The sequence below is a fragment of the Defluviitalea raffinosedens genome (genome assembly GCF_016908775.1).
Taxonomy (GTDB): Bacteria; Bacillota; Clostridia; order Lachnospirales; family Defluviitaleaceae; genus Defluviitalea; species Defluviitalea raffinosedens.
On sequence record NZ_JAFBEP010000006.1, the window covers coordinates 17,943 to 36,966 of the forward strand.

The 19,024-nt window shown below is 33.2% G+C and carries 19 protein-coding genes; 1 reads left to right on the top strand and 18 read right to left on the bottom strand.

Features of this window, described 5'->3' with window-relative positions; translation table 11 throughout:
* Positions 1-48 precede the first annotated feature (48 nt).
* The 10 genes from JOD07_RS06205 to JOD07_RS06250 all read right to left on the bottom strand — a co-directional run bounded on the left by JOD07_RS06205 (position 49) and on the right by JOD07_RS06250 (position 8,897).
* Entirely contained in the window at positions 49-744 is a 696-nt protein-coding gene (locus JOD07_RS06205) for a zinc metallopeptidase (protein WP_201800565.1), read from the bottom strand.
* Between the two features lie 4 nt (positions 745-748).
* On the bottom strand, positions 749-1,510 hold the full coding sequence (locus JOD07_RS06210) for a DUF116 domain-containing protein (RefSeq protein WP_158739115.1): 762 nt from the start codon (positions 1,508-1,510) through the stop codon (positions 749-751).
* 9 nt (positions 1,511-1,519) lie between these two features.
* Complete coding sequence (gene fmt, locus JOD07_RS06215) at positions 1,520-2,464, bottom strand: methionyl-tRNA formyltransferase (protein ID WP_204612866.1); 945 nt, start codon at positions 2,462-2,464, stop codon at positions 1,520-1,522.
* Between the two features lie 17 nt (positions 2,465-2,481).
* The gene (gene def / locus JOD07_RS06220) at positions 2,482-2,934 is read right to left on the bottom strand and encodes a peptide deformylase (protein WP_204612868.1); all 453 of its coding nucleotides are present in this window, start codon (positions 2,932-2,934) and stop codon (positions 2,482-2,484) included.
* 51 nt (positions 2,935-2,985) lie between these two features.
* Complete coding sequence (gene priA / locus JOD07_RS06225) at positions 2,986-5,523, bottom strand: primosomal protein N' (RefSeq protein WP_204612870.1); 2,538 nt, start codon at positions 5,521-5,523, stop codon at positions 2,986-2,988.
* Positions 5,492-6,691 carry a bifunctional phosphopantothenoylcysteine decarboxylase/phosphopantothenate--cysteine ligase CoaBC gene (gene coaBC, locus JOD07_RS06230; RefSeq protein ID WP_204612872.1) on the bottom strand — a complete coding sequence of 400 codons (1,200 nt, stop codon included), beginning with the start codon at positions 6,689-6,691 and terminating at the stop codon, positions 5,492-5,494. The genes priA and coaBC overlap by 32 nt, the downstream gene beginning before the upstream one ends.
* 83 nt (positions 6,692-6,774) lie before the next feature.
* The gene (rpoZ, locus tag JOD07_RS06235; RefSeq protein ID WP_204612874.1) at positions 6,775-7,092 is read right to left on the bottom strand and encodes a DNA-directed RNA polymerase subunit omega; all 318 of its coding nucleotides are present in this window, start codon (positions 7,090-7,092) and stop codon (positions 6,775-6,777) included.
* Positions 7,092-7,706 carry a guanylate kinase gene (gene gmk / locus JOD07_RS06240; RefSeq protein ID WP_204612875.1) on the bottom strand — a complete coding sequence of 205 codons (615 nt, stop codon included), beginning with the start codon at positions 7,704-7,706 and terminating at the stop codon, positions 7,092-7,094. Before gmk ends, rpoZ begins: the two co-directional genes overlap by 1 nt.
* A gap of 15 nt (positions 7,707-7,721) precedes the next feature.
* Entirely contained in the window at positions 7,722-7,997 is a 276-nt protein-coding gene (remA, locus tag JOD07_RS06245; RefSeq protein WP_158739121.1) for an extracellular matrix/biofilm regulator RemA, read from the bottom strand.
* Between the two features lie 21 nt (positions 7,998-8,018).
* Positions 8,019-8,897: a YicC/YloC family endoribonuclease gene (locus JOD07_RS06250; protein ID WP_204612899.1), complete on the bottom strand. Its 879-nt coding sequence runs from the start codon at positions 8,895-8,897 to the stop codon at positions 8,019-8,021.
* A gap of 162 nt (positions 8,898-9,059) precedes the next feature.
* Between JOD07_RS06250 and JOD07_RS06255 the strand changes: the two genes are divergently transcribed.
* Positions 9,060-10,823 (top strand): Rqc2 family fibronectin-binding protein, encoded by a 1,764-nt coding sequence (locus JOD07_RS06255; protein ID WP_204612902.1) that lies wholly within the window; start codon positions 9,060-9,062, stop codon positions 10,821-10,823.
* A 52-nt stretch (positions 10,824-10,875) separates the two neighbouring features.
* Here JOD07_RS06255 and JOD07_RS06260 read toward each other — a convergent pair whose 3' ends face one another.
* The 8 genes from JOD07_RS06260 to JOD07_RS06295 form a co-directional block, all read right to left on the bottom strand.
* Complete coding sequence (locus JOD07_RS06260) at positions 10,876-11,691, bottom strand: phospho-N-acetylmuramoyl-pentapeptide-transferase (protein ID WP_158739124.1); 816 nt, start codon at positions 11,689-11,691, stop codon at positions 10,876-10,878.
* Between the two features lie 3 nt (positions 11,692-11,694).
* Positions 11,695-12,402, bottom strand: coding sequence for a glycosyltransferase family 2 protein (locus tag JOD07_RS06265; RefSeq protein WP_158739125.1), 708 nt, complete (start codon positions 12,400-12,402; stop codon positions 11,695-11,697).
* Positions 12,403-12,417: 15 nt separating this feature from the next.
* On the bottom strand, positions 12,418-13,395 hold the full coding sequence (gene steA, locus JOD07_RS06270; RefSeq protein ID WP_158739126.1) for a putative cytokinetic ring protein SteA: 978 nt from the start codon (positions 13,393-13,395) through the stop codon (positions 12,418-12,420).
* A 125-nt stretch (positions 13,396-13,520) separates the two neighbouring features.
* The gene (gene spo0A, locus JOD07_RS06275; protein WP_158739127.1) at positions 13,521-14,318 is read right to left on the bottom strand and encodes a sporulation transcription factor Spo0A; all 798 of its coding nucleotides are present in this window, start codon (positions 14,316-14,318) and stop codon (positions 13,521-13,523) included.
* Between the two features lie 163 nt (positions 14,319-14,481).
* Complete coding sequence (gene spoIVB / locus JOD07_RS06280; protein ID WP_204612904.1) at positions 14,482-15,786, bottom strand: SpoIVB peptidase; 1,305 nt, start codon at positions 15,784-15,786, stop codon at positions 14,482-14,484.
* 201 nt (positions 15,787-15,987) lie between these two features.
* Complete coding sequence (gene recN / locus JOD07_RS06285) at positions 15,988-17,688, bottom strand: DNA repair protein RecN (protein ID WP_158739129.1); 1,701 nt, start codon at positions 17,686-17,688, stop codon at positions 15,988-15,990.
* A gap of 11 nt (positions 17,689-17,699) precedes the next feature.
* The gene (locus JOD07_RS06290) at positions 17,700-18,155 is read right to left on the bottom strand and encodes an arginine repressor (RefSeq protein WP_158739130.1); all 456 of its coding nucleotides are present in this window, start codon (positions 18,153-18,155) and stop codon (positions 17,700-17,702) included.
* On the bottom strand, positions 18,100-19,020 hold the full coding sequence (locus tag JOD07_RS06295) for an NAD(+)/NADH kinase (protein ID WP_204612906.1): 921 nt from the start codon (positions 19,018-19,020) through the stop codon (positions 18,100-18,102). The genes JOD07_RS06290 and JOD07_RS06295 overlap by 56 nt, the downstream gene beginning before the upstream one ends.
* Between the last annotated feature and the right edge of the window lie 4 nt (positions 19,021-19,024).

Here is a 19,024-nt window from a genome sequence, read left to right on the forward strand (position 1 = left end):
CTTAAACTTTTTAAAAAGGCGTTACTAAGTAACGCCTTTTTAAAAGCTTTAATCATCTCTTCGTCCACCAAATACGGTTATAAGATGCAATAAGTTCGCTATGGCAACAGCTGCTGATGCAACATAGGTAAGAGCTGCTGCGCTAAGTACTTTTTTCGCAGGACCAATTTCATTAGCTGCTAAAAATCCTTCATTTTCTAATATGCTTATTGCTCTTCTTGAAGCATTAAATTCAACCGGTAAAGTTATTAATTGGAAAAGAACAATTCCCGAAAATAAAAGTATTCCTAAATTGACTAGGAATGAAGAAAAAATAAGCCCTAACACAATTAAAGGCATCGCCATTTGGGAACCGATATTGACAACAGGAACAATGGTATTTCTTATGGTTAAAAACATATATCCCTTATTATGCTGAATGGCATGACCTACTTCATGGGCTGCTACGCCTATAGCAGCAATACTATGACTATTATATACGGTACTTGATAATCTTAAGGTTTTACTTCTTGGATCATAATGGTCCGTTAATTGTCCGGGAATCATCTCAACTTGAACGTCATAAATTCCGGCAGAATGCAATATAGCTCTTGCTGCTTCTGCCCCGGTATAACCGCTTATGCTTGCAACCCTCAAATATTTATTAAACGTAGTATTAACCTTTGATTGAGCATACATGGTCAATAATATAGCCGGGACAACAAGAAAAATATATGAAGGCTCGATATACATTCCTGGTAACATGTCATCACTCCTTATTATTTACATCAATATATCTTATTATAACATCCTCAATCTCTTGCACATTTATAGTCGTATTGAAACATGGACCATTGGGAAGCTGATTTAAAATACCATAAATAGGTATAGTGTTTACATCAAGAATTCCATTCACCAAATCTCTTTCACAGGCAACAGCGATAACATATTTGGGATGCGTTTCCACTACCGCTTTTCTCGCCAAAGTCCCTCCCGTAGCAATGGCTATTTTGCAATTGAATTGCTCTTTTAAGTGTTTTAAATCAACTATTTTACATTGGTTGCATTCTTTACAAGCTAAAAGATTAGATGTAATTTTAATACCGCATTGTGAATTCTGAACGCAATGAGGTATTAAAATCAGTATGTCCTCAGAAGTTCCTCTTAGCTTCATGGAATCAACACAAATATTATTCATATAAATAAAAAATTGATTAACAATACTTTTATTTGCATGAAAAAAGTTTACTATAGCTAAAGCCAGAGGATACATCCATCTAAGAGTAGAAAGCAACATTTGGGGAGAAAATATAAATACCTTCCCTCTTTTATAAACTGCAATCAGAAAAATAGATGCTGAAATAAAAATGATGCCTATTATTAAAAAGAATAAAGTTAATAAGGAAAACAGTAATTTATAAAAATAAATCGGAATAAGCTTATAAGCAGTTAATAAAATAATGCAAATACCTAAGAAAAAAATGGTAGTTGCCACAAGTATTTTAGTAAATTGCTTTACCCATATATCCACAGAAACCTCCTAGAAATGGGACCCCAAAATAATATTTTGTTCTATGTCATGGCCTCTTAAATATTCTTCTACTGTCATTCGCTTGCCATTGGGCGCCTGTATTTCAGTAATAAGAAGACTAGAATCTCCCGTTTTAACGATCAAACCTTTATTCTTTATAACTTCTACAATTTCTCCTATGGCATTAAATTCATAAATTTTATCGTAAACCTCAGCTTTCCATATCTTAATCATCTGGTCTTTATAAAATGTGTAAGCACTGGGCCAAGGAGATAATCCTCTGATCAAATTAACGATTTTATATGAAGGCTGGGACCAATCAATTAATCCATTTTCTTTTTTCAGCATTGGTGCATATGTAGCTTCGTTTTCATCTTGCTTTTCTCTCTTTATGTTTCCTCTGATCAGTTCATTCAATGTTTCTTTTAAAAGTTCTGCGCCGACAGGGGCCATGATATTATGAAGATCTCCTGCCGTATATTCAGGTTCTATGAAAATTTCTTTCTTTAAAATCATATCTCCTGTATCCATTCCTTCGTCCATAAACATCGTCGTTACACCGGTAATCTTTTCTCCATTGATTATTGCCCACTGAATAGGTGCAGCTCCACGATATTTAGGAAGTAAAGAACCATGAACATTTATGCAACCGTATGTTGGGATGTCTAAAATCTCTTTCGGAAGAATTTGCCCAAAGGCGATGACAACAATCAAATCCGGTGCGATAGATCGGAGAACTTCAATAAATTCAGGACTTCTTACTTTTTCTGGCTGAAATACCGGAATATTATATTTTTCTGCTAACTCCTTTACTGGAGGAGCAACCATCTTTTTCCCTCTTCCTTTGGGTCTGTCAGGCTGAGTTACTACAGCAGCGATATAATATTTTTCATCAATTAGTTTTTGCAGACAAGGAACAGCAAAATCTGGTGTTCCCATAAAAACAACTTTCATTTTTTTCCTCCTTTTTGCTATTCATTCACATAGCGAATCACTTTATCAGTAAACAATACTCCGTTTAAATGATCTATTTCATGGCAAAAAGCTACTGCAAGAAGACCTTCGCCTTCCAGAATAATTTCTTCGCCATGTCTGTTTAAAGCTTTTACTTTTACTCTTTGGGGACGTTTAACCTCTCCTGATAAACCTGGAATGCTTAAGCATCCTTCTGCACCAATTTGCTCTCCTTCTTCTTCGATAATTTCCGGATTAATCAATTCAATGATTCCGTCTCCTACATCTATAACAACTATTCTTTTTAAAACACCTACCTGAGGTGCTGCAAGCCCTACGCCTTCTGCATGATACATTGTTTCTGCCATATCGTCTAATAAAGTTAATATTGATGGGGTAATTTCTTTTACTTCTTTAGATTTTTTCCTTAAAATTTCGTCCCCATCTTTTCTAATTTGTCTTAACGCCATTACATTTCCTCCTTATTCTATCATAATAATTTTCTTCTTTTCAGTTTCAATTTAATACATCATCAATGGATCTATGTCTGATTGAATCTGTATTTCTTGGGTATTTAAAATACTTCTAAATTTGCTGATGCAGTAAAAACTATATTTCATTAGAAGATCTCTGTCATCACATTTTACAATAATTCTCCAGCGGTATTTATTTTTTATCTTGGATAAAATTGCAGGGACAGGTCCGAACAACTCAAATTTATCCTTCTTATTCAAGTATTTCATAATTTCCATAAGCTTATAAGCACTGGAAATAACAAGTTTTTCGTTAGTACCGGTTATAAGGATCAAAAAAATATGTGTAAAAGGAGGATAATTAAGTTGCTTTCTTAACTCTATCTCCTTTTGATAAAAGGACATATAATCATGATCTTTTGCTGTTTCAATGCTGTAATGACTAGGATCATAGGTTTGAACCAGTACTCTTCCGGGAAGTTCTCCTCTCCCGGCTCTTCCGCTTACTTGTGTAATAAGCTGAAAAGTTCTTTCTGCAGAACGAAAATCCTGAAGATGGAGAGTTAAATCTGCAGCCAGGATTCCAACCAACGTCACATTGGGAAAATCATGTCCCTTCGCAATCATTTGTGTTCCGATCAAGATATCTGCCTTATGAGATTTAAACTGATCCAATATTTTTTCATATCCATATTTACCTTTTGCTGTGTCTAAGTCCATCCTTAACACCCTGGCATCAGGAAAGTGTTTTTTTACCTCACTCTCTACTCTTTCCGTTCCCACACCAAAATATCGTATATGGGATGAACCACACTGGGGACATATAGATGGAACCTTCAGTTTATCTCCACAATAATGGCATTGAATAGAGCGATTATATGCATGGTAGGTGTATGAAATGCTACAATTCTTGCATTTCAATACATATCCACATTTTCTGCAGGAAACAAAATTTGAAAAACCTCTTCTATTTAAAAATAGTATAGTCTGTTCTTTATTTTTAAGGTTTTTTTCAATTTCTTCCTTTAAAGCAACACTAAAAATAGATCTGTTGCCTAATTCCAGTTCTTTCCTCATATCGATGATCTCTACTGACGGAAGTTTACTTTCATTTGCACGATGACTTAAAGTTAAGAGTTCCATCTTTCCCTGTTCACATTCAAAATATGACTCCAAAGATGGCGTTGCAGAAGCTACCACACATACGCCTCCAACCATTTCGCATCTTTTTCTTGCAACATCCCGGGCATGAAATTTGGGAGATATTTCTGATTTATAGGTATTTTCATGTTCCTCATCCAATATAATAAGTTTTAATGATGTAAAAGGAGTAAATACAGCCGATCTTGGCCCGATCATAACTGATACTTTGCCTTCTTTTGCCTTTTTCCACTGGTCATATCTTTCCCTTAAAGAAAGTTTACTGTGAGTAACAGCAACCTGGTCTCCAAAACGTCCTTTAAATCTTTCAACCGTTTGAGGAGTCAATGATATCTCCGGGACAAGTACAATGGACTGTCCGCCTCTTTTGATCACTTCTTCTATCAATTGAAGATATATTTCTGTTTTTCCGCTTCCTGTGATTCCATGAATGAGAATTGAATCTCCTTTTGAATGATCCAATTTACTTATGATATATTGTATCACATTTTTCTGTTCTTGAGTAGGAAGAAGAGGCTTTGCTGATTTAAAATCCATATGACTATATGGATCTTTATGAATTTCTACTTCCTCAATTTGAACAATGTTTTTATTCGCTAAAGACAGTATTGAAGAATTTGAGACTTGAAGAGCTTTTTTGAGTTCATTTACCGGTATCCAATCATTGATCATCAGCATGGATAATATTCTTGCTTGTGCATGATAGTTTTTCTTACTTTGATAGAGCTCTACAATATCTTCTAACTCTTCTAAATCCAAATCTTTATTAATAGAAATATATTTAATCGTATAACTCAATTCCTTAATCTTATCTTCTTCTTGTATCTCAATAATTCCTTCTTTAGAGAGTTTTTTGATATATTTGCTTGATTCTTTTCCAAATATATCATAAACATCTTCTAAGAGAATATATTTTTGCCGGCTCATTAAAAAAGAAAGGATTTCTGTTTCTTCTTTACTTCTTCTTTTAAAATCCAACAAACCAGTTTCTCTCAACTGAGGAGCTATTCTTATAAAATATTCACTTTTGATTTTCATGCTGGAAGGCATTATAGTACGGAGGCAGTCAATCATCCTGCAGCCATAGTACTCTTTCATCCACTTTGCCAACTCGAGTAAATGTTCATCAAAAAATGGTACTTGATCTACTATGGAATAAATTTCTTTCAATTTATTAGAATCAATGGATGTTGTATTGCATAGTCCAATTACGAAACCTTCAACTTTTTTATTACCCTTTCCAAAAGGAACCAAAACTCTTATGCCTATCTCAATTTCATTTTCCATAGTTTCAGGAATGATGTAATGAAATATTTTATCCAGGCTTTCATGAGAAATTCCTATGATCACTTCTGCAATCATTTTTTCACCCTTTACTTTAACAAAAACACCCTTATGGGTGTTTTTGTAAATCCAATACTTCATCTAAAATTTTATGCGCTAACTCAATTTTAGTCATCAGAGGAAGCATCCTTTGCTCACCAGATTTTTTTACAATTTCAATTTGATTGGTATCATGTCCAAAACCAACATGATCTTTGAGTATATTATTAATGCAAATCATATCCAGATTCTTTTTTTCTAATTTTTCTTTTCCATATTTCAACTCATGATCACTTTCTGCCGCAAATCCTACTAAAATCTGATGTTTCTTTTTCTTGCCAAGTTCTTTTAATATATCCGGGTTAGAAACAAATTCAATTGTCATTGCTTTATCGCTTTTTTTAATCTTAGTAGGCTGCACTGTTTTAGGTCTATAATCACTGGGTGCAGCAGCTTTGATTACAATATCACAAGAGTCAAAGTATTCCAGTACTTTATGATACATTTCCTCTGTCGTTGTAACATGTATAACATTACAACTTGGTGGCGGTGTCAAATGAGTTGGCCCGGTAATTAAAGTCACATTTGCACCTCTTTTTATAGCTGCTTCTGCGATGGCATACCCCATTTTTCCAGTACTATGATTGCTGATATACCTTACAGGATCAATGGATTCTCGAGTTGGTCCCGCTGTAACAATCAGATTTTTTCCTTTATAATCCATCTGTCTTGAATTAAGAATTTGCTGAACTTCTTCAATAATTACATCAACATCTGCCAATTTTCCTATTCCTACATCTCCACAAGCCAGCCTTCCTTCTGAAGGATTGATGAAATAGTATCCTAATTCCTTTAAAGTTCTTATATTTTTTTGAACAATCTTATTGAGATACATAGCTGTATTCATAGCAGGAGCAAACACTACAGGCGCTTTTGTAGCCATAATGGTGGTTGAAAGCATATCGTCCGCTATGCCGTTGGCCACTTTACCAATAATATTTGCTGTTGCAGGGGCTATTAAAAATAAGTCTGCTTTTTGAGCCAAAGAAATATGTTCAATATCCCAGCTAGAAGGCTTCTCAAACATATCCGTTATCACCGGCTGATTTGACAGAGACTGAAATACTAAAGGTCTAACAAACTCTTGAGCTGATTTAGTCATTACAACCTGAACATTTATATCCTGTTTGATTAGACGACTGACGATCTCGCAAGATTTATAAGCAGCAATTCCACCTGTGACGCCCAGGATAACTGTTTTTTTACTCATATTGATCTCTCCTTGCGCATTTGTCATTGGAGTAAAGACAATTCTTAAGAATAAAATCGCCCTTTGGGGCGATTTCAGGTATATTATTGCTCATAATCACTATATTGGTCATTGTCAATTACATTATTAGTATTAACCATTTCGTTTTGGTTTTCAATATTTGCTGAAAGATCAACTTGATTCGTTTTAGTTTTAATAGTAACTTTTCCTTGATACAATTCTTCAACAGCAATTGAAACAGGCTTATTCACCTTTGTATTCACTAAAACTTTATCACCATCAACAATTTGTCGAGCTCTTTTAGCAGCTGCAATAACGATGGAATAACGGCTGGGTTTATATTCATCAGAACTGTTCTGTTTTATTTTTTCCCTTAACTGGATATAAGATGGGTAAAGCATTAAAATCCCTCCATTTTAATTTTCTCTATTAAATCTAAATTTCTATTTGCTTTCAAATGTTCCGCCTCTACAATAGTATGAATCTTTTCTGCTGCATCCTTTATTGAATCATTGACTACCAAATAGTCATATTTCTCAATCATATCTAATTCTTCCAAAGCTCTTTTAAGACGCTTTTCAATAATTTCTTCCTTCTCTGTACCACGACCCACGAGTCTATTTTTTAATTCAGTTAAACTGGGTGGAACTATAAAAATCAAAACAGCCTCAGGATTCGATTCCTTTACTTTTAGAGCCCCCTGCACTTCGATCTCCAATATTACATCCTTTCCTTCTCTCAACATTTTTTCAACATAAGATTTTGGCGTACCATAGTAGTTCTCGCAAAATTCTGCCCACTCAATTAACTCTCCCTTATGTATCATTTCTTCAAATTCCTGTTTAGACTTGAAAAAATAATGAACGCCATCTTCTTCTCCTACTCTTGGGGAACGAGTAGTTACTGAGATCGATAAAGCATATTTGTCATATTTAATCATTTCTTTTACAATGGTGCCCTTTCCTGATCCTGAAGGCCCAGAAATAATTACAACAATCCCCTTATTATTATTCATTTCTAATCCCCTTTATTATTCATCGATTTCATCTTGTAAGCTATCTTGTTCTTTAAATGATAATCTATGAGCTACTGTTTCAGGTTGTACAGCAGACAAAATAATATGGTCACTGTCTGTAATAATTACTGCCCTGGTTCTTCTGCCATATGTAGCATCAATAAGCATTCCTCTGTCTCTGGCTTCTTGTATTACACGCTTAATAGGCGCTGACTCAGGGCTAACAATAGCTACTAACCTATTTGCAGAAACAATGTTTCCAAACCCAATATTAATCAGTTTTATGCCCATCATATTCCTCCTTAGTTTGGCTTATTCAAGATTTTGAATCTGTTCCCGTATTTTCTCAATTTCACTTTTTAGCTCCACAACTGAATGTGTAATTTGAAGATCATTGGCTTTAGACCCTATAGTATTAACCTCACGATTCATTTCCTGAGCCAGAAAATCTAATTTTCTGCCTACCACATCTTCAGTAGTTATTATATCTCTAAACTGAGAAATATGACTTTCTAAACGAACAATTTCTTCATCTATACTACATTTGTCTGCAAATAGCGCAACTTCTACTGCAATTCTATTCTCATCCAGAGAATGATTGGGAAGAATTTCCTGAAGTCTTTTTTCTAATTTGATTTTATATTCTTGTACCAAATAAGGACTTCTCTCTTTTATAACGGATAAGTGTTCTTCCAATTTTAAGCTTTTTTCCAGAAGATCCTTTTGAAGTTTACTGCCTTCTTTTTCACGCATTAAAATAAAAGCATTAAAAGCTTCAATTAAGGACTTTTCTAATAAGCCCCATAAAAAGTCCTTATCATCTTCTTTTTTATTTATTGTTATTACATCGGGAAATTTTGAGATCAGAGATACAGAAATATCGTCAATAACATCATTATTTTCTTTTATTTTCTTTAAAGCTTTAACGTAAGCTTCTGCCAAAGATTCATTTAACGATATTTCATAATCATCGCCCGAAGTACTTTCAAAAGAAATAAAAACATCAATTTTTCCTCTGGATATTCTATCCTTTAGAAAATTCTTTACATTTTCTTCTAAATAATTCATGGTTCTAGGTATACGAATATTAATATCACTGTAACGATGATTAACCGAACGTATTTCAACAGTAAATTTTTTCCCGTTTAAAACAGCCTCTCCTAAACCATATCCTGTCATACTACGAATCATTATTTTCAACTCATTTCTAAAAAACTTTCCTTTCTATATTTTTGTATTATATCGCACGATTTTATGTAAGTCAATAAAGTGAACTTTAATAGAATAATCCTCCTTTTAAAGTAAAATATTTAATGATATACTATCTGTGATATTCAAAGGAGGAATAGATTGATGGCACTGGACGGAATAGTTATTTCTAATATCGTTTATGAATTAAAAAAGCTTTTATTAGGAGGAAGAATTGATAAAATCTATCAGCCGGAATCCGATGAAATTGTTTTACATACAAGAGGAAAAGGGAGCTCTTATCGTTTATTGCTTACTTCCCATAGTAATCATCCAAGACTTCATATTACAAATCATAATAAGAAAAATCCCGAGTCTCCTCCAATGTTTTGCATGCTCCTTAGAAAACATTTATCCGGAGGAAAAATCGTTGATGTGATTCAGCCTGATTTTGAAAGGATCGTAGAATTTCATATAGAATCTTTAAACGAAATGGGAGATTTATGTATCAAAAAACTTATTATTGAAATCATGGGGCGACACAGCAATATTATCTTAACTGACAGTGATAACCGTATACTCGATAGCATCATCCATGTATCCAAAGATAAAAGTTCCGTAAGAGAAGTATTGCCCGGAAGAATTTACGTCAGGCCCCCTTCTCAAGATAAATTGAATCCTTTATTGGTGCCCGACAATGATTTCGGGAAATTTTTAAAGGGTACGAACGGAACAAAGCTTCAGCAAGCCATTTATAAGTCTTTTTCGGGAATCAGTCCTGTTGTGGCATCTGAAATATGTTACAGGGCTCATCTTGATCCCTCGCTTTACTTAGAAGAATTAACGGATGAAAATAGAAATGCTTTATCCAATGTGATGCAACATTTATTTAGTCTGATCAAAAATAATTCTTTTACGCCTCAAATCATTCTTCATCCGAATACCAATGAACCTGTAGATTTTTCGTCTATAGAAATGACTCAATTTCTTGATTACAAAAAGCAATCATTTGATTCCATATCAGAAGTAATCGAACTATATTATGCCGAAAAAGATAATTTATCAAGAATTAAGCAAAAATCCAATGATATTCATAAAATCATTCAAAATAATCTGGAAAGATGTTATAAGAAAAAAGATTTACAGCTTCAAAAGTTAAAGGAAGTTTCCGACAGAGAATATCTTCGGGTTTATGGCGAATTAATTACTGCAAATATTTATGCCATTTCAAAAGGAATGAATTCTTTTGAGACAATTAATTTTTATGAAGAGGAACAACCCCTTGTTACGATTCCATTAGATCCTATGCTTACTCCATCAGAAAATGCTCAACTCTATTTTAAGCAATATAATAAAGCTAAGCGTACCCATTTGGCGCTTATAGAGCAACTTAAGCAAACAGAAGAAGAGATTCAATATTTAGAATCCTTATTAACTGCTACAGAGTCCAGTACTGATGAAAGTGACATTAACGATATACGCTATGAATTGAAAGAACAAGGGTACATAAAAATGAGAAATCCAAAGCAGTCAAAGAATCAAGTCAAATCCAAACCTCTGCATTTTTATTCCAGTGACGGCTTTGATATTTATGTAGGAAAGAACAATCGTCAAAATGACGAGTTGACTCTTCGTTTTGCTTCTCCGTCAGATTTATGGTTTCATACAAAAGATATTCCTGGCTCCCATGTAATTATAAAAACTCAAAATAAAGAAGTTCCTCATACTACCATTTTAGAAGCTGCAAATCTTGCTGCATTCTATAGCAAAGCTAAAACTTCAAGCAATGTACCCGTGGACTATACACTCAAAAAAAATGTTAAAAAACCTAATGGCGCTAAACCAGGAATGGTAATTTACGATCATTACAATACGATTTATATTACTCCTGATAAGCTAAAAATTAAAAATCTCACTGCAAAAGAATAAACTTATAAAAACATAAACCACAATTCCAAGGGCAGTACCCTCTGAATTGTGGTTATTCTTTTAAACGACCAATTTCATCAATATATTTAAGCACAACATTCTTGTTAATAAGTAAACTAATGGATGTCATTTCTGAAATAATATGAAGAATAATAAGCAAAACAATAATTGGAATTTTATAATTCATATTGAATGAAATGGCACTTGTAAATCCAAGAGTATACCCCAATATGTTTGCGCCTACGTCTCCCAGCATATATTCTTCTCTTAAATCTCCTTTTATAATAGTCAATATGCTTCCAATCAATATAAGTGTCAGAAATCTGTCCGGTGCTTTTGAAAATATCCAAATCAAAATACTTATGATTATAAATATTTTCAATGCTCGTCCCGGCCTGACATCAAATAAATTCATAGTATTTATAAAAAACAAGATGATCAGTGTATTAAGCAATAAATCCATTAGGCTTATTGAAAAGGAAAAAGACACATATAAAGCAGTTAATCCTCCAATAATCGCTTTTAGTCCACCGGATGTCAATTCTCCTTGATACATTTTGGACAAATGGCCTTTTAAACCTTTAATTTTGTCTTCTTCCACCAAATCATCAAGGATACCTGCAAAACCAATAAATGATAATCCAAATAAATACACATAATACATCATTGGTTGATCCGTAAAAAAAACAATAAAAGAAGATGAAACAACTGAAGATAATAACAGCAATATCCCTATTCCTATAGGTATTTCTTTTTTATTATAATTAACCACTTTTATATCATGATTATTTAAAAATTCAATTACAAAAGATTTCCATAAAATTGAAACAAAAAAAGCTATAATACCTCCTAATACATAAAGTATCATATGTCACCATCGATCCATTACAGTTTTGTATTTATAATATTTTTTTGCTAAAACACAGACAATGTCTATTAATTCTTTTCCTCTGTGAATGAATCCCTGAAGGTCTCTTCTGGTCTCTCTATGTTCCATCAATACAGGAATTTCTTTTATTTGTAAATTTTGATTTAACAGATCAATTGTCATTCCTATTTCCACACCAAAGCGATCCGGTATTTCAATGTTGGAAAGGACACTCCTAGCAAATACCCTTTGGCCGCAAATAGGATTTTGAATACTTTTCCCTGTCAAAAGTTTTACTCCAGTTTGAGCAACCTTCTTGACTATACCAAATCCACCTTTTATTTTAGGATCTGGGAAGAGGGCTATTGTGACATCCGCTTCATCATAATACACAGGTTCAATCAATTTCATAACTTCCTTTGAAGTATATCCTATATCTCCGTCTAAAAAGGCTATAATCGGATACTTAGCAATTTCCAAGCCTTTTCTTATAGCAGCTCCTTTTCCAGAATTCTGAGGCAAAGAAATACATATAACACGTTCTGATTGAACATCCATTACTTTTTCTCTTGTTTGATCCTTTGAGCCATCATCAACCACTATAATTTCTCCAATTATTTCCATTTTAGACTCAATAAGTCCTTTGAGGGTTGCCTGGATTCTTTCCTCCTCATTATAAGCTGGTATAATCACAGATACCTTTTTGTGCAATCCTTTCCCCTCTTTCTAACATAGTCTGAAAAAACCCTTTGCATCGATTAATTTAGAACCTACTAACATTCTTGTTAAAATAGTGCTGGACATTCCTTTTCTGTTTTTCTCCAGGAAGTCTATAATATTGTTATGACTGCCTACAGTTACGATAAATGATGCACCCATAAAATATGTCATCAATATAGCCGCATCTTCACTGGTTCCAAAGCAAAAATACTTTTCATACTCAAGATCAAGTTGCTTTAGACGTTCTTCTCCCGGACATATACCATCCCAATACCCATGAACAACAATATTTTTAACTTTTCTTAGCGTATCATCAGATACACTATCCATATCTCCAAAGACAATATCCGGTATACAGTTGATTTCTGCAAAGCCATCTGCCCCACCATCTACTCCGATCAAAACCGGATGACTTTTACTGATAAAATTTTTAAGTTTGACTAAATCGTCCATATAATGATGTCCTCTAATAACAATGAGTACAGGTCTATTACATATTTTCACATTAAGTTTTGGAGTCTTTCGTGGTAAAAATAATTGATTTTTTTCCTTCTTCATGTACTCTAATGTATTATCTATAAAAGAACTCATTTGATTCTGTATGTTTTTTTGAGATAATCGTTGATATATGTCACATTGACTTTTTGTAAATGGTTTTAATTGTATCTTTACTTCATTTTTGACTAATACATTTTTTTTAATGATAATTTCATCATTTTCTTTAATATATTTAAAAATATTATGATCTGTATTTTCATAGATAGGAATTTTTGCATCCAGAAGTAACTTAGGTCCCCGATTGGGATATCTCCCTGATATGAAATTTGACATATTAATAACAGCTTTTACCCTTTTGGAAGCTAAACTATACGCACAGGCATAATCTAAATCTTCATGATCAATAATTGCGATATCATTGGGCGTAATTCTCTGAATTAAGTTTTTTGTTTTGTAATCTATTTTCGCAACACCTACAATACTCATTTACTCACCCACTTTTTTTCTCGTCTTTATTTAGTATGGGTGATTTTAAAATAAATATAACAAATAAAAAAAGCTTTCCTGCTTTTAAATATAAAGTTTAAAAACAGGAAAGCTTTTTTTATGTATTATCCTACTTGCAATTCTAATCGCAAGCGATCAGCAATCAACGCGATAAATTCACTATTCGTAGGTTTACCTTTTCCATTATTGATCGTATATCCAAAAAGCTTATCAATTGTATCCATTTTCCCCCTGCTCCAAGCCACTTCGATGGCATGACGGATCGCCCTTTCTACTCTGCTGGGAGTAGTATTATAATTCTTAGCAATAGATGGATATAATTGCTTTGTTATTGAATTCAAAATATCCATATCATTAATAGCCATTATAATTGCATCTCTGAGATATTGATACCCTTTAATATGCGCAGGAATCCCAATTTCATGAATTACATTAGTTACTTCAGTTTCTAAGCTATGAGCAGAAGGAGCATAAGAGCCTTTATTGGAGTTTACACTGATGGATTTATTTTTTATAATTTCATGGTGTCCCTTTAACTGGCGTATGCGAGTAATAAGAGTTTCCATATCAAAAGGTTTTATAATATAATATTCAGCACCTAAATTTAATGCCTTTTCAGTAATTTTATCCTGTCCAACTGCTGAAAGCATTATATACAAGGGTCTTTTGGACATAGAAATAGAATTCAATTTCTCCAATACACCTATTCCATCCAAGTGAGGCATGATTACATCTAAAATAGCAACATCTGGTTTTTTCTCTAAAATAATGTCACATGCCTCTAAACCATTCGTAGCGATCCCAATAACTTCCATGTCACTTTGTTTGTTTAAATATTCTTCTAAAATATCACAAAAGTCTTTATTATCATCTGCTAACACAATTTGTATTTTACTATTCAAACAAATCCCCCCTTTTTTATTGTAAAGACTTTAGCCTCTAACTCATAGCCCTTCTCTGGACAATATACAGTTCATTCCTATTATAATGAATTGACAGAATAAAATCAAGATTGATTATTCACAAAAATATGCTCACAAATAAAATAGAGTATATTATTCAATTTTATTCCATTAAATCTTCCTTTTTAAGCATACTTTCAATAAAAATACCATAGCCTTTAGTAGGATCTTGGACAAAAACATGGGTAATAGCGCCTATTAATTTGCCGTCTTGTAAAATAGGACTACCACTCATACCTTGAACAATACCATTGGTTTTGTCAAGTAAGCGAGGATCTGTGATTTTTACAATCATACCTTTTGAAGCATCTTGATTAAATTTTGAAATTTTTTGAATATATATATCAAACTCTTCAATTTTATTCCCCGAAATATTGGAACGAATAACTGCTTTTCCTTCATGAATTTCATGCTGAAGACCAATAGGAACCGTTTCATTTGGAAGCATATCACTTTTATGCGGATCAATTTTCCCAAAAATGCCTTGTGTTGTATTGAGCTCAACACTTCCAATTCTTGATTCTTCTGTATCATAAATAGCTCCTGTGAGCTCTCCTGGAATGCCTTTTTGACCTTTTTTTATAGAAGTAATTTCTGCTTTCATAATTTTACCACTTTTAATAGGCATAAGCTTTTTTGTATCGATATCAGTTATACCATGGCCTAAAGCTCCGAAGGAATTTGAATTGGGATTATAATAAGTTATTGTTCCAATACCCTGGGTTTGATCCCTAACCCAAGCACCGATTTTAAATCGTTTATCTTCTTGGCTTTTAATAGGCTGAATACTGGCTTCAATGATTTCATCTTCTCTTTTTACTTTCATTTTCAATTTCTTATTATTACTGTTTTCTATAAAATCAATGAGCTGCTCTTTATTTTCTAAGGGCTTCCCATTAACTTCTAAAATTAAATCTCCTGATTCCAATACACCTTTACTTGGTTCATATACTTTTCCATCAATTCCATTTACATTTCCGGTTCCCAAAACCATAATACCATCAGTAGCTACATTCACTCCCACTGTCATTCCACATGGAACAACTTCCATAGGAGAAATGACGTCCACTTTAACGGTTTTAAGAGGAAGAACTCCCAGAAGTTTCAGTTTTACATCTAAAGTACCTTTTTCATCGGACTGAATAGAAAAAGGCTCCTGTAAACTAATATCGATATCCTTTTGGTCGATAGGTCTATTATTTACTTTTAGAACACCTTGCTGATCTGATACTATTTTAGCCTGAAGAGGTACATTGAATTTAAATTCATGTTCTCTTCCTGCCACTAATTGAATTTCTTCAGGAATATATAAAAATGATGCAATAAATGGGCTTATAAAAGCAATAAGAAATATAAATAATATACCTATTTTCAACGATTTACAATGTTTTTTTTTCCCAAATTTCAAGGTTCACACCTCGCCAGCATAAGTTAAGTTTAAAAGATTAATTTATTTATAATGGTTTATAAGCATAAATTAACCTTTTTAAATTGTTCTTATACCAGCCAAAAACTATTAAAAAAACCAAAACACAAAAAAACGTGCAAAAATTGCACGTATCTATAAAATACAAAATTTCAAAAAAAGGCTAATGTGAACTAAGTCATTTTATCCAAAATTGACTTTAAGTTCATCAGCCATTTTTTTCATTTCTTCAGCATTCTTTAAAGTAATATCTGTGATTGACGCACCACTGGTCAACCTTGCAAGTTCTGTGATGATTTGCTGATTGTCTAGAACTTGAACAGAAGAAATAGTTTTTTCATTCTCTACCTTCTTTTCAATTCTGTAATGCTGATCCGCCATGGCCGCTATTTGAGGTAAATGCGTAATGCAAATAACTTGATGCTTTCTGGAAATAAAACCCAGTTTTTCAGCTACTTTTTGCGCTGTTCTTCCACTAATTCCGGTATCTATTTCATCAAAAATCAATGTATCTATTTCGTCGATATCTGCCAAAACACTTTTTAGAGCAAGCATAATTCTAGACATTTCTCCTCCGGAAGCAATTTTTGAAAGGGGTTTTATGCCTTCTCCTGGATTGGTAGAAATCATGAATTCCACTTGATCCCAACCATTATCATTAAAATGTTCTTTTTGTGAAAAATGAATAGAAAACTTTGCTTCTTTCATTTCCAGCTCATGAAGCACTTTTTCTATACTGTTTTCAATGATTTTCGCTTTTTCTTTTCGTATATCAGATATCTTTTTACATAGATCAGTTATTTTCTTTTCTAACTCCAAATACTCTTTATGGAGTTGCTTTCGCTTTTCATCGCTATTAATTATAAAATTTAATTCTTCTTCTATTTTTCCCTTATATTCAAGAATTTCATCAATAGTATTTCCATATTTTCTTTTTAAATTATAAATTAAATCCAGTCGCTTTTCTGCATCTTGCAGTTCTTCAGGATTATGATCAATTTTTTCTCTATAGTTTCTTATATCTCTTGAGAGGTCTTCTAATTGAATAAGAAGGTTTTCAGCAGTTTCGTATGCAGGCAATAACTCTGAATCTATCCCTGACAAATCTTTTAAGATTTTTGACACTTCTCCTAAGTTATCATACGCTGATGAGCCTTTAAATGCATTATCGTATAAAAGAGTATAAGCATGATCAATGCCCTTAGTCAGTTTTTCTGAATTATACAGTATCTTTAGCTGGGATTGTAATAGCTCATCTTCATTTTTCTTTAATTTAGCATCTGAAATCTCATCAATCTGAAATTTTAAAAGATCAATTTTTCGCTCTTTTTCTTTTTCATCTACGATCAAGTTTTCCATTTGCTTTTCAATGGCTTTATATTCTTTATAATATTGACTTAGACGATTTTTATAGTCTTTTAATACATCTTTGCAAAACTCATCCAGCAATTCGATATGTTTTCCTACATTCAAAAGGGATTGATGCTGATGCTGGCCATGAACATCAATCAGCAAATTGGAAACTTGACGTAACATTCCAAGGGTTACTGTCTGCCCATTGATACGGCATATGTTTCGTCCCGTTTGATTAATCGATCTTGATATAAGTAAATATCTGTCTTCTTCCAAATGAATTCCCATATCTTTTAGTAAATCCACCGCTTCATCTTTTCTTAAAAAGAAAAGAAGTTCTACAAGGGCATTGCTTTCTCCGGATCTGATCATTTCTTTAGAAGTTCTTTCTCCTAAGGCAAAATTAATAGAATCGATTAAGATAGACTTACCCGCACCTGTTTCACCAGTCAAAATATTCAAACATTCATCAAAATCCAATGTTATTTCATCAATTAAAGCTATATTTTTTATATATATGTGTATGAGCATGAAATTCCTCCTTAGTCCGAATTAAGGATACGATTCAGCTTCTCCATTAATTTAATTGTTTCATCTTCGGATCTTACCGCACAGAAAATGGTATCATCTCCTGCAATGGTGCCCACAATTTCTTGATAATGAAAAGCATCCATAGCTGCAGCTACTGCCATTGCCATTCCAGTAAGAGTTCTGATGACAAGAATATTTTGTGCCCGATCCATGCTCACAAATCCATCTCTGAAAACTCGTATAAATTTATCCGAAATTTGCTGCTCATTTTGAGTAAGAACAGCATACTTTTGAGTTCCATGAGGTGTTGGCACTTTAGTAAGTTTTAGTTCACGTATATCTCTTGAAATGGTTGCTTGAGTGACTTCATAACCTGCTTCTTTTAATTTTTCAGCTAATTCCTCTTGCGTCTCAATAGAATTGCTTCGAATCAATTCGAGAATTTTCGATTGACGCTTCACTTTCATATCTTTCACTCCTAGTTCCAACTATTTTTTTTCGTAATATATCGAAAAAACTATAGTTTGAGGTTTTTATCAAACTTGTTTGATATTGAGATTTTTGAATGGTTACAATATCATTACTTTTTAAGTGATATCCCATTTGTCCGTCTATGGTCAAAATGACATCACAGCCAAAATTTTCGCCAATCTGAACCTTTATGATATCTCCATCGGACACAACAATGGATCGAGCATACAGGCTGTGAGGGCAAATAGGAGTAATTACCATCATATTTGTATTAGGATCAAGTATTGGACCTCCAGCAGACAAATTATATCCAGTGGAGCCTGTGGGAGTAGAGATAATAATTCCGTCAGCTGGATAGTCATCTACAAAATTGTCATTGATAAATATCTTTAAATCTATAATCCTTGAAAGAGAACCTCTCGTGATCCCGATATCATTTAAGCAAATAAATTTCCGCTCGTCATTATGGCAGTCGTAGACGCTGGCCTCTAGCATCATTCTTTTTTCAATGCTGTATTCTCCATTTAAGACTTTTTGCAACGCTTCTAAAGAAGATCTTTTTTCTACTTCTGCAAGAAATCCCAAAGTCCCCAGATTAATTCCAAGTATAGGAGTATCATAAAGAGCTGCATTTCTTGCAGCGCCTAAGAAAGTTCCATCTCCCCCCAGAACGACTATAAAGTCAGAATCTCTATATAATTGATTTTCATTCTTGGCTAAATCAGAGCGTTGGAGAAGTTGTGCAGGAACTTCTAATAAATTGATCGTACAATTCTTTTTTTCGAGCCAGTCAAGAATCATCGCAGTATTAACTAAGCCAATATCCTTCTCAACATTAGGAAGTAAGCCTATCCTTTTCATTTCA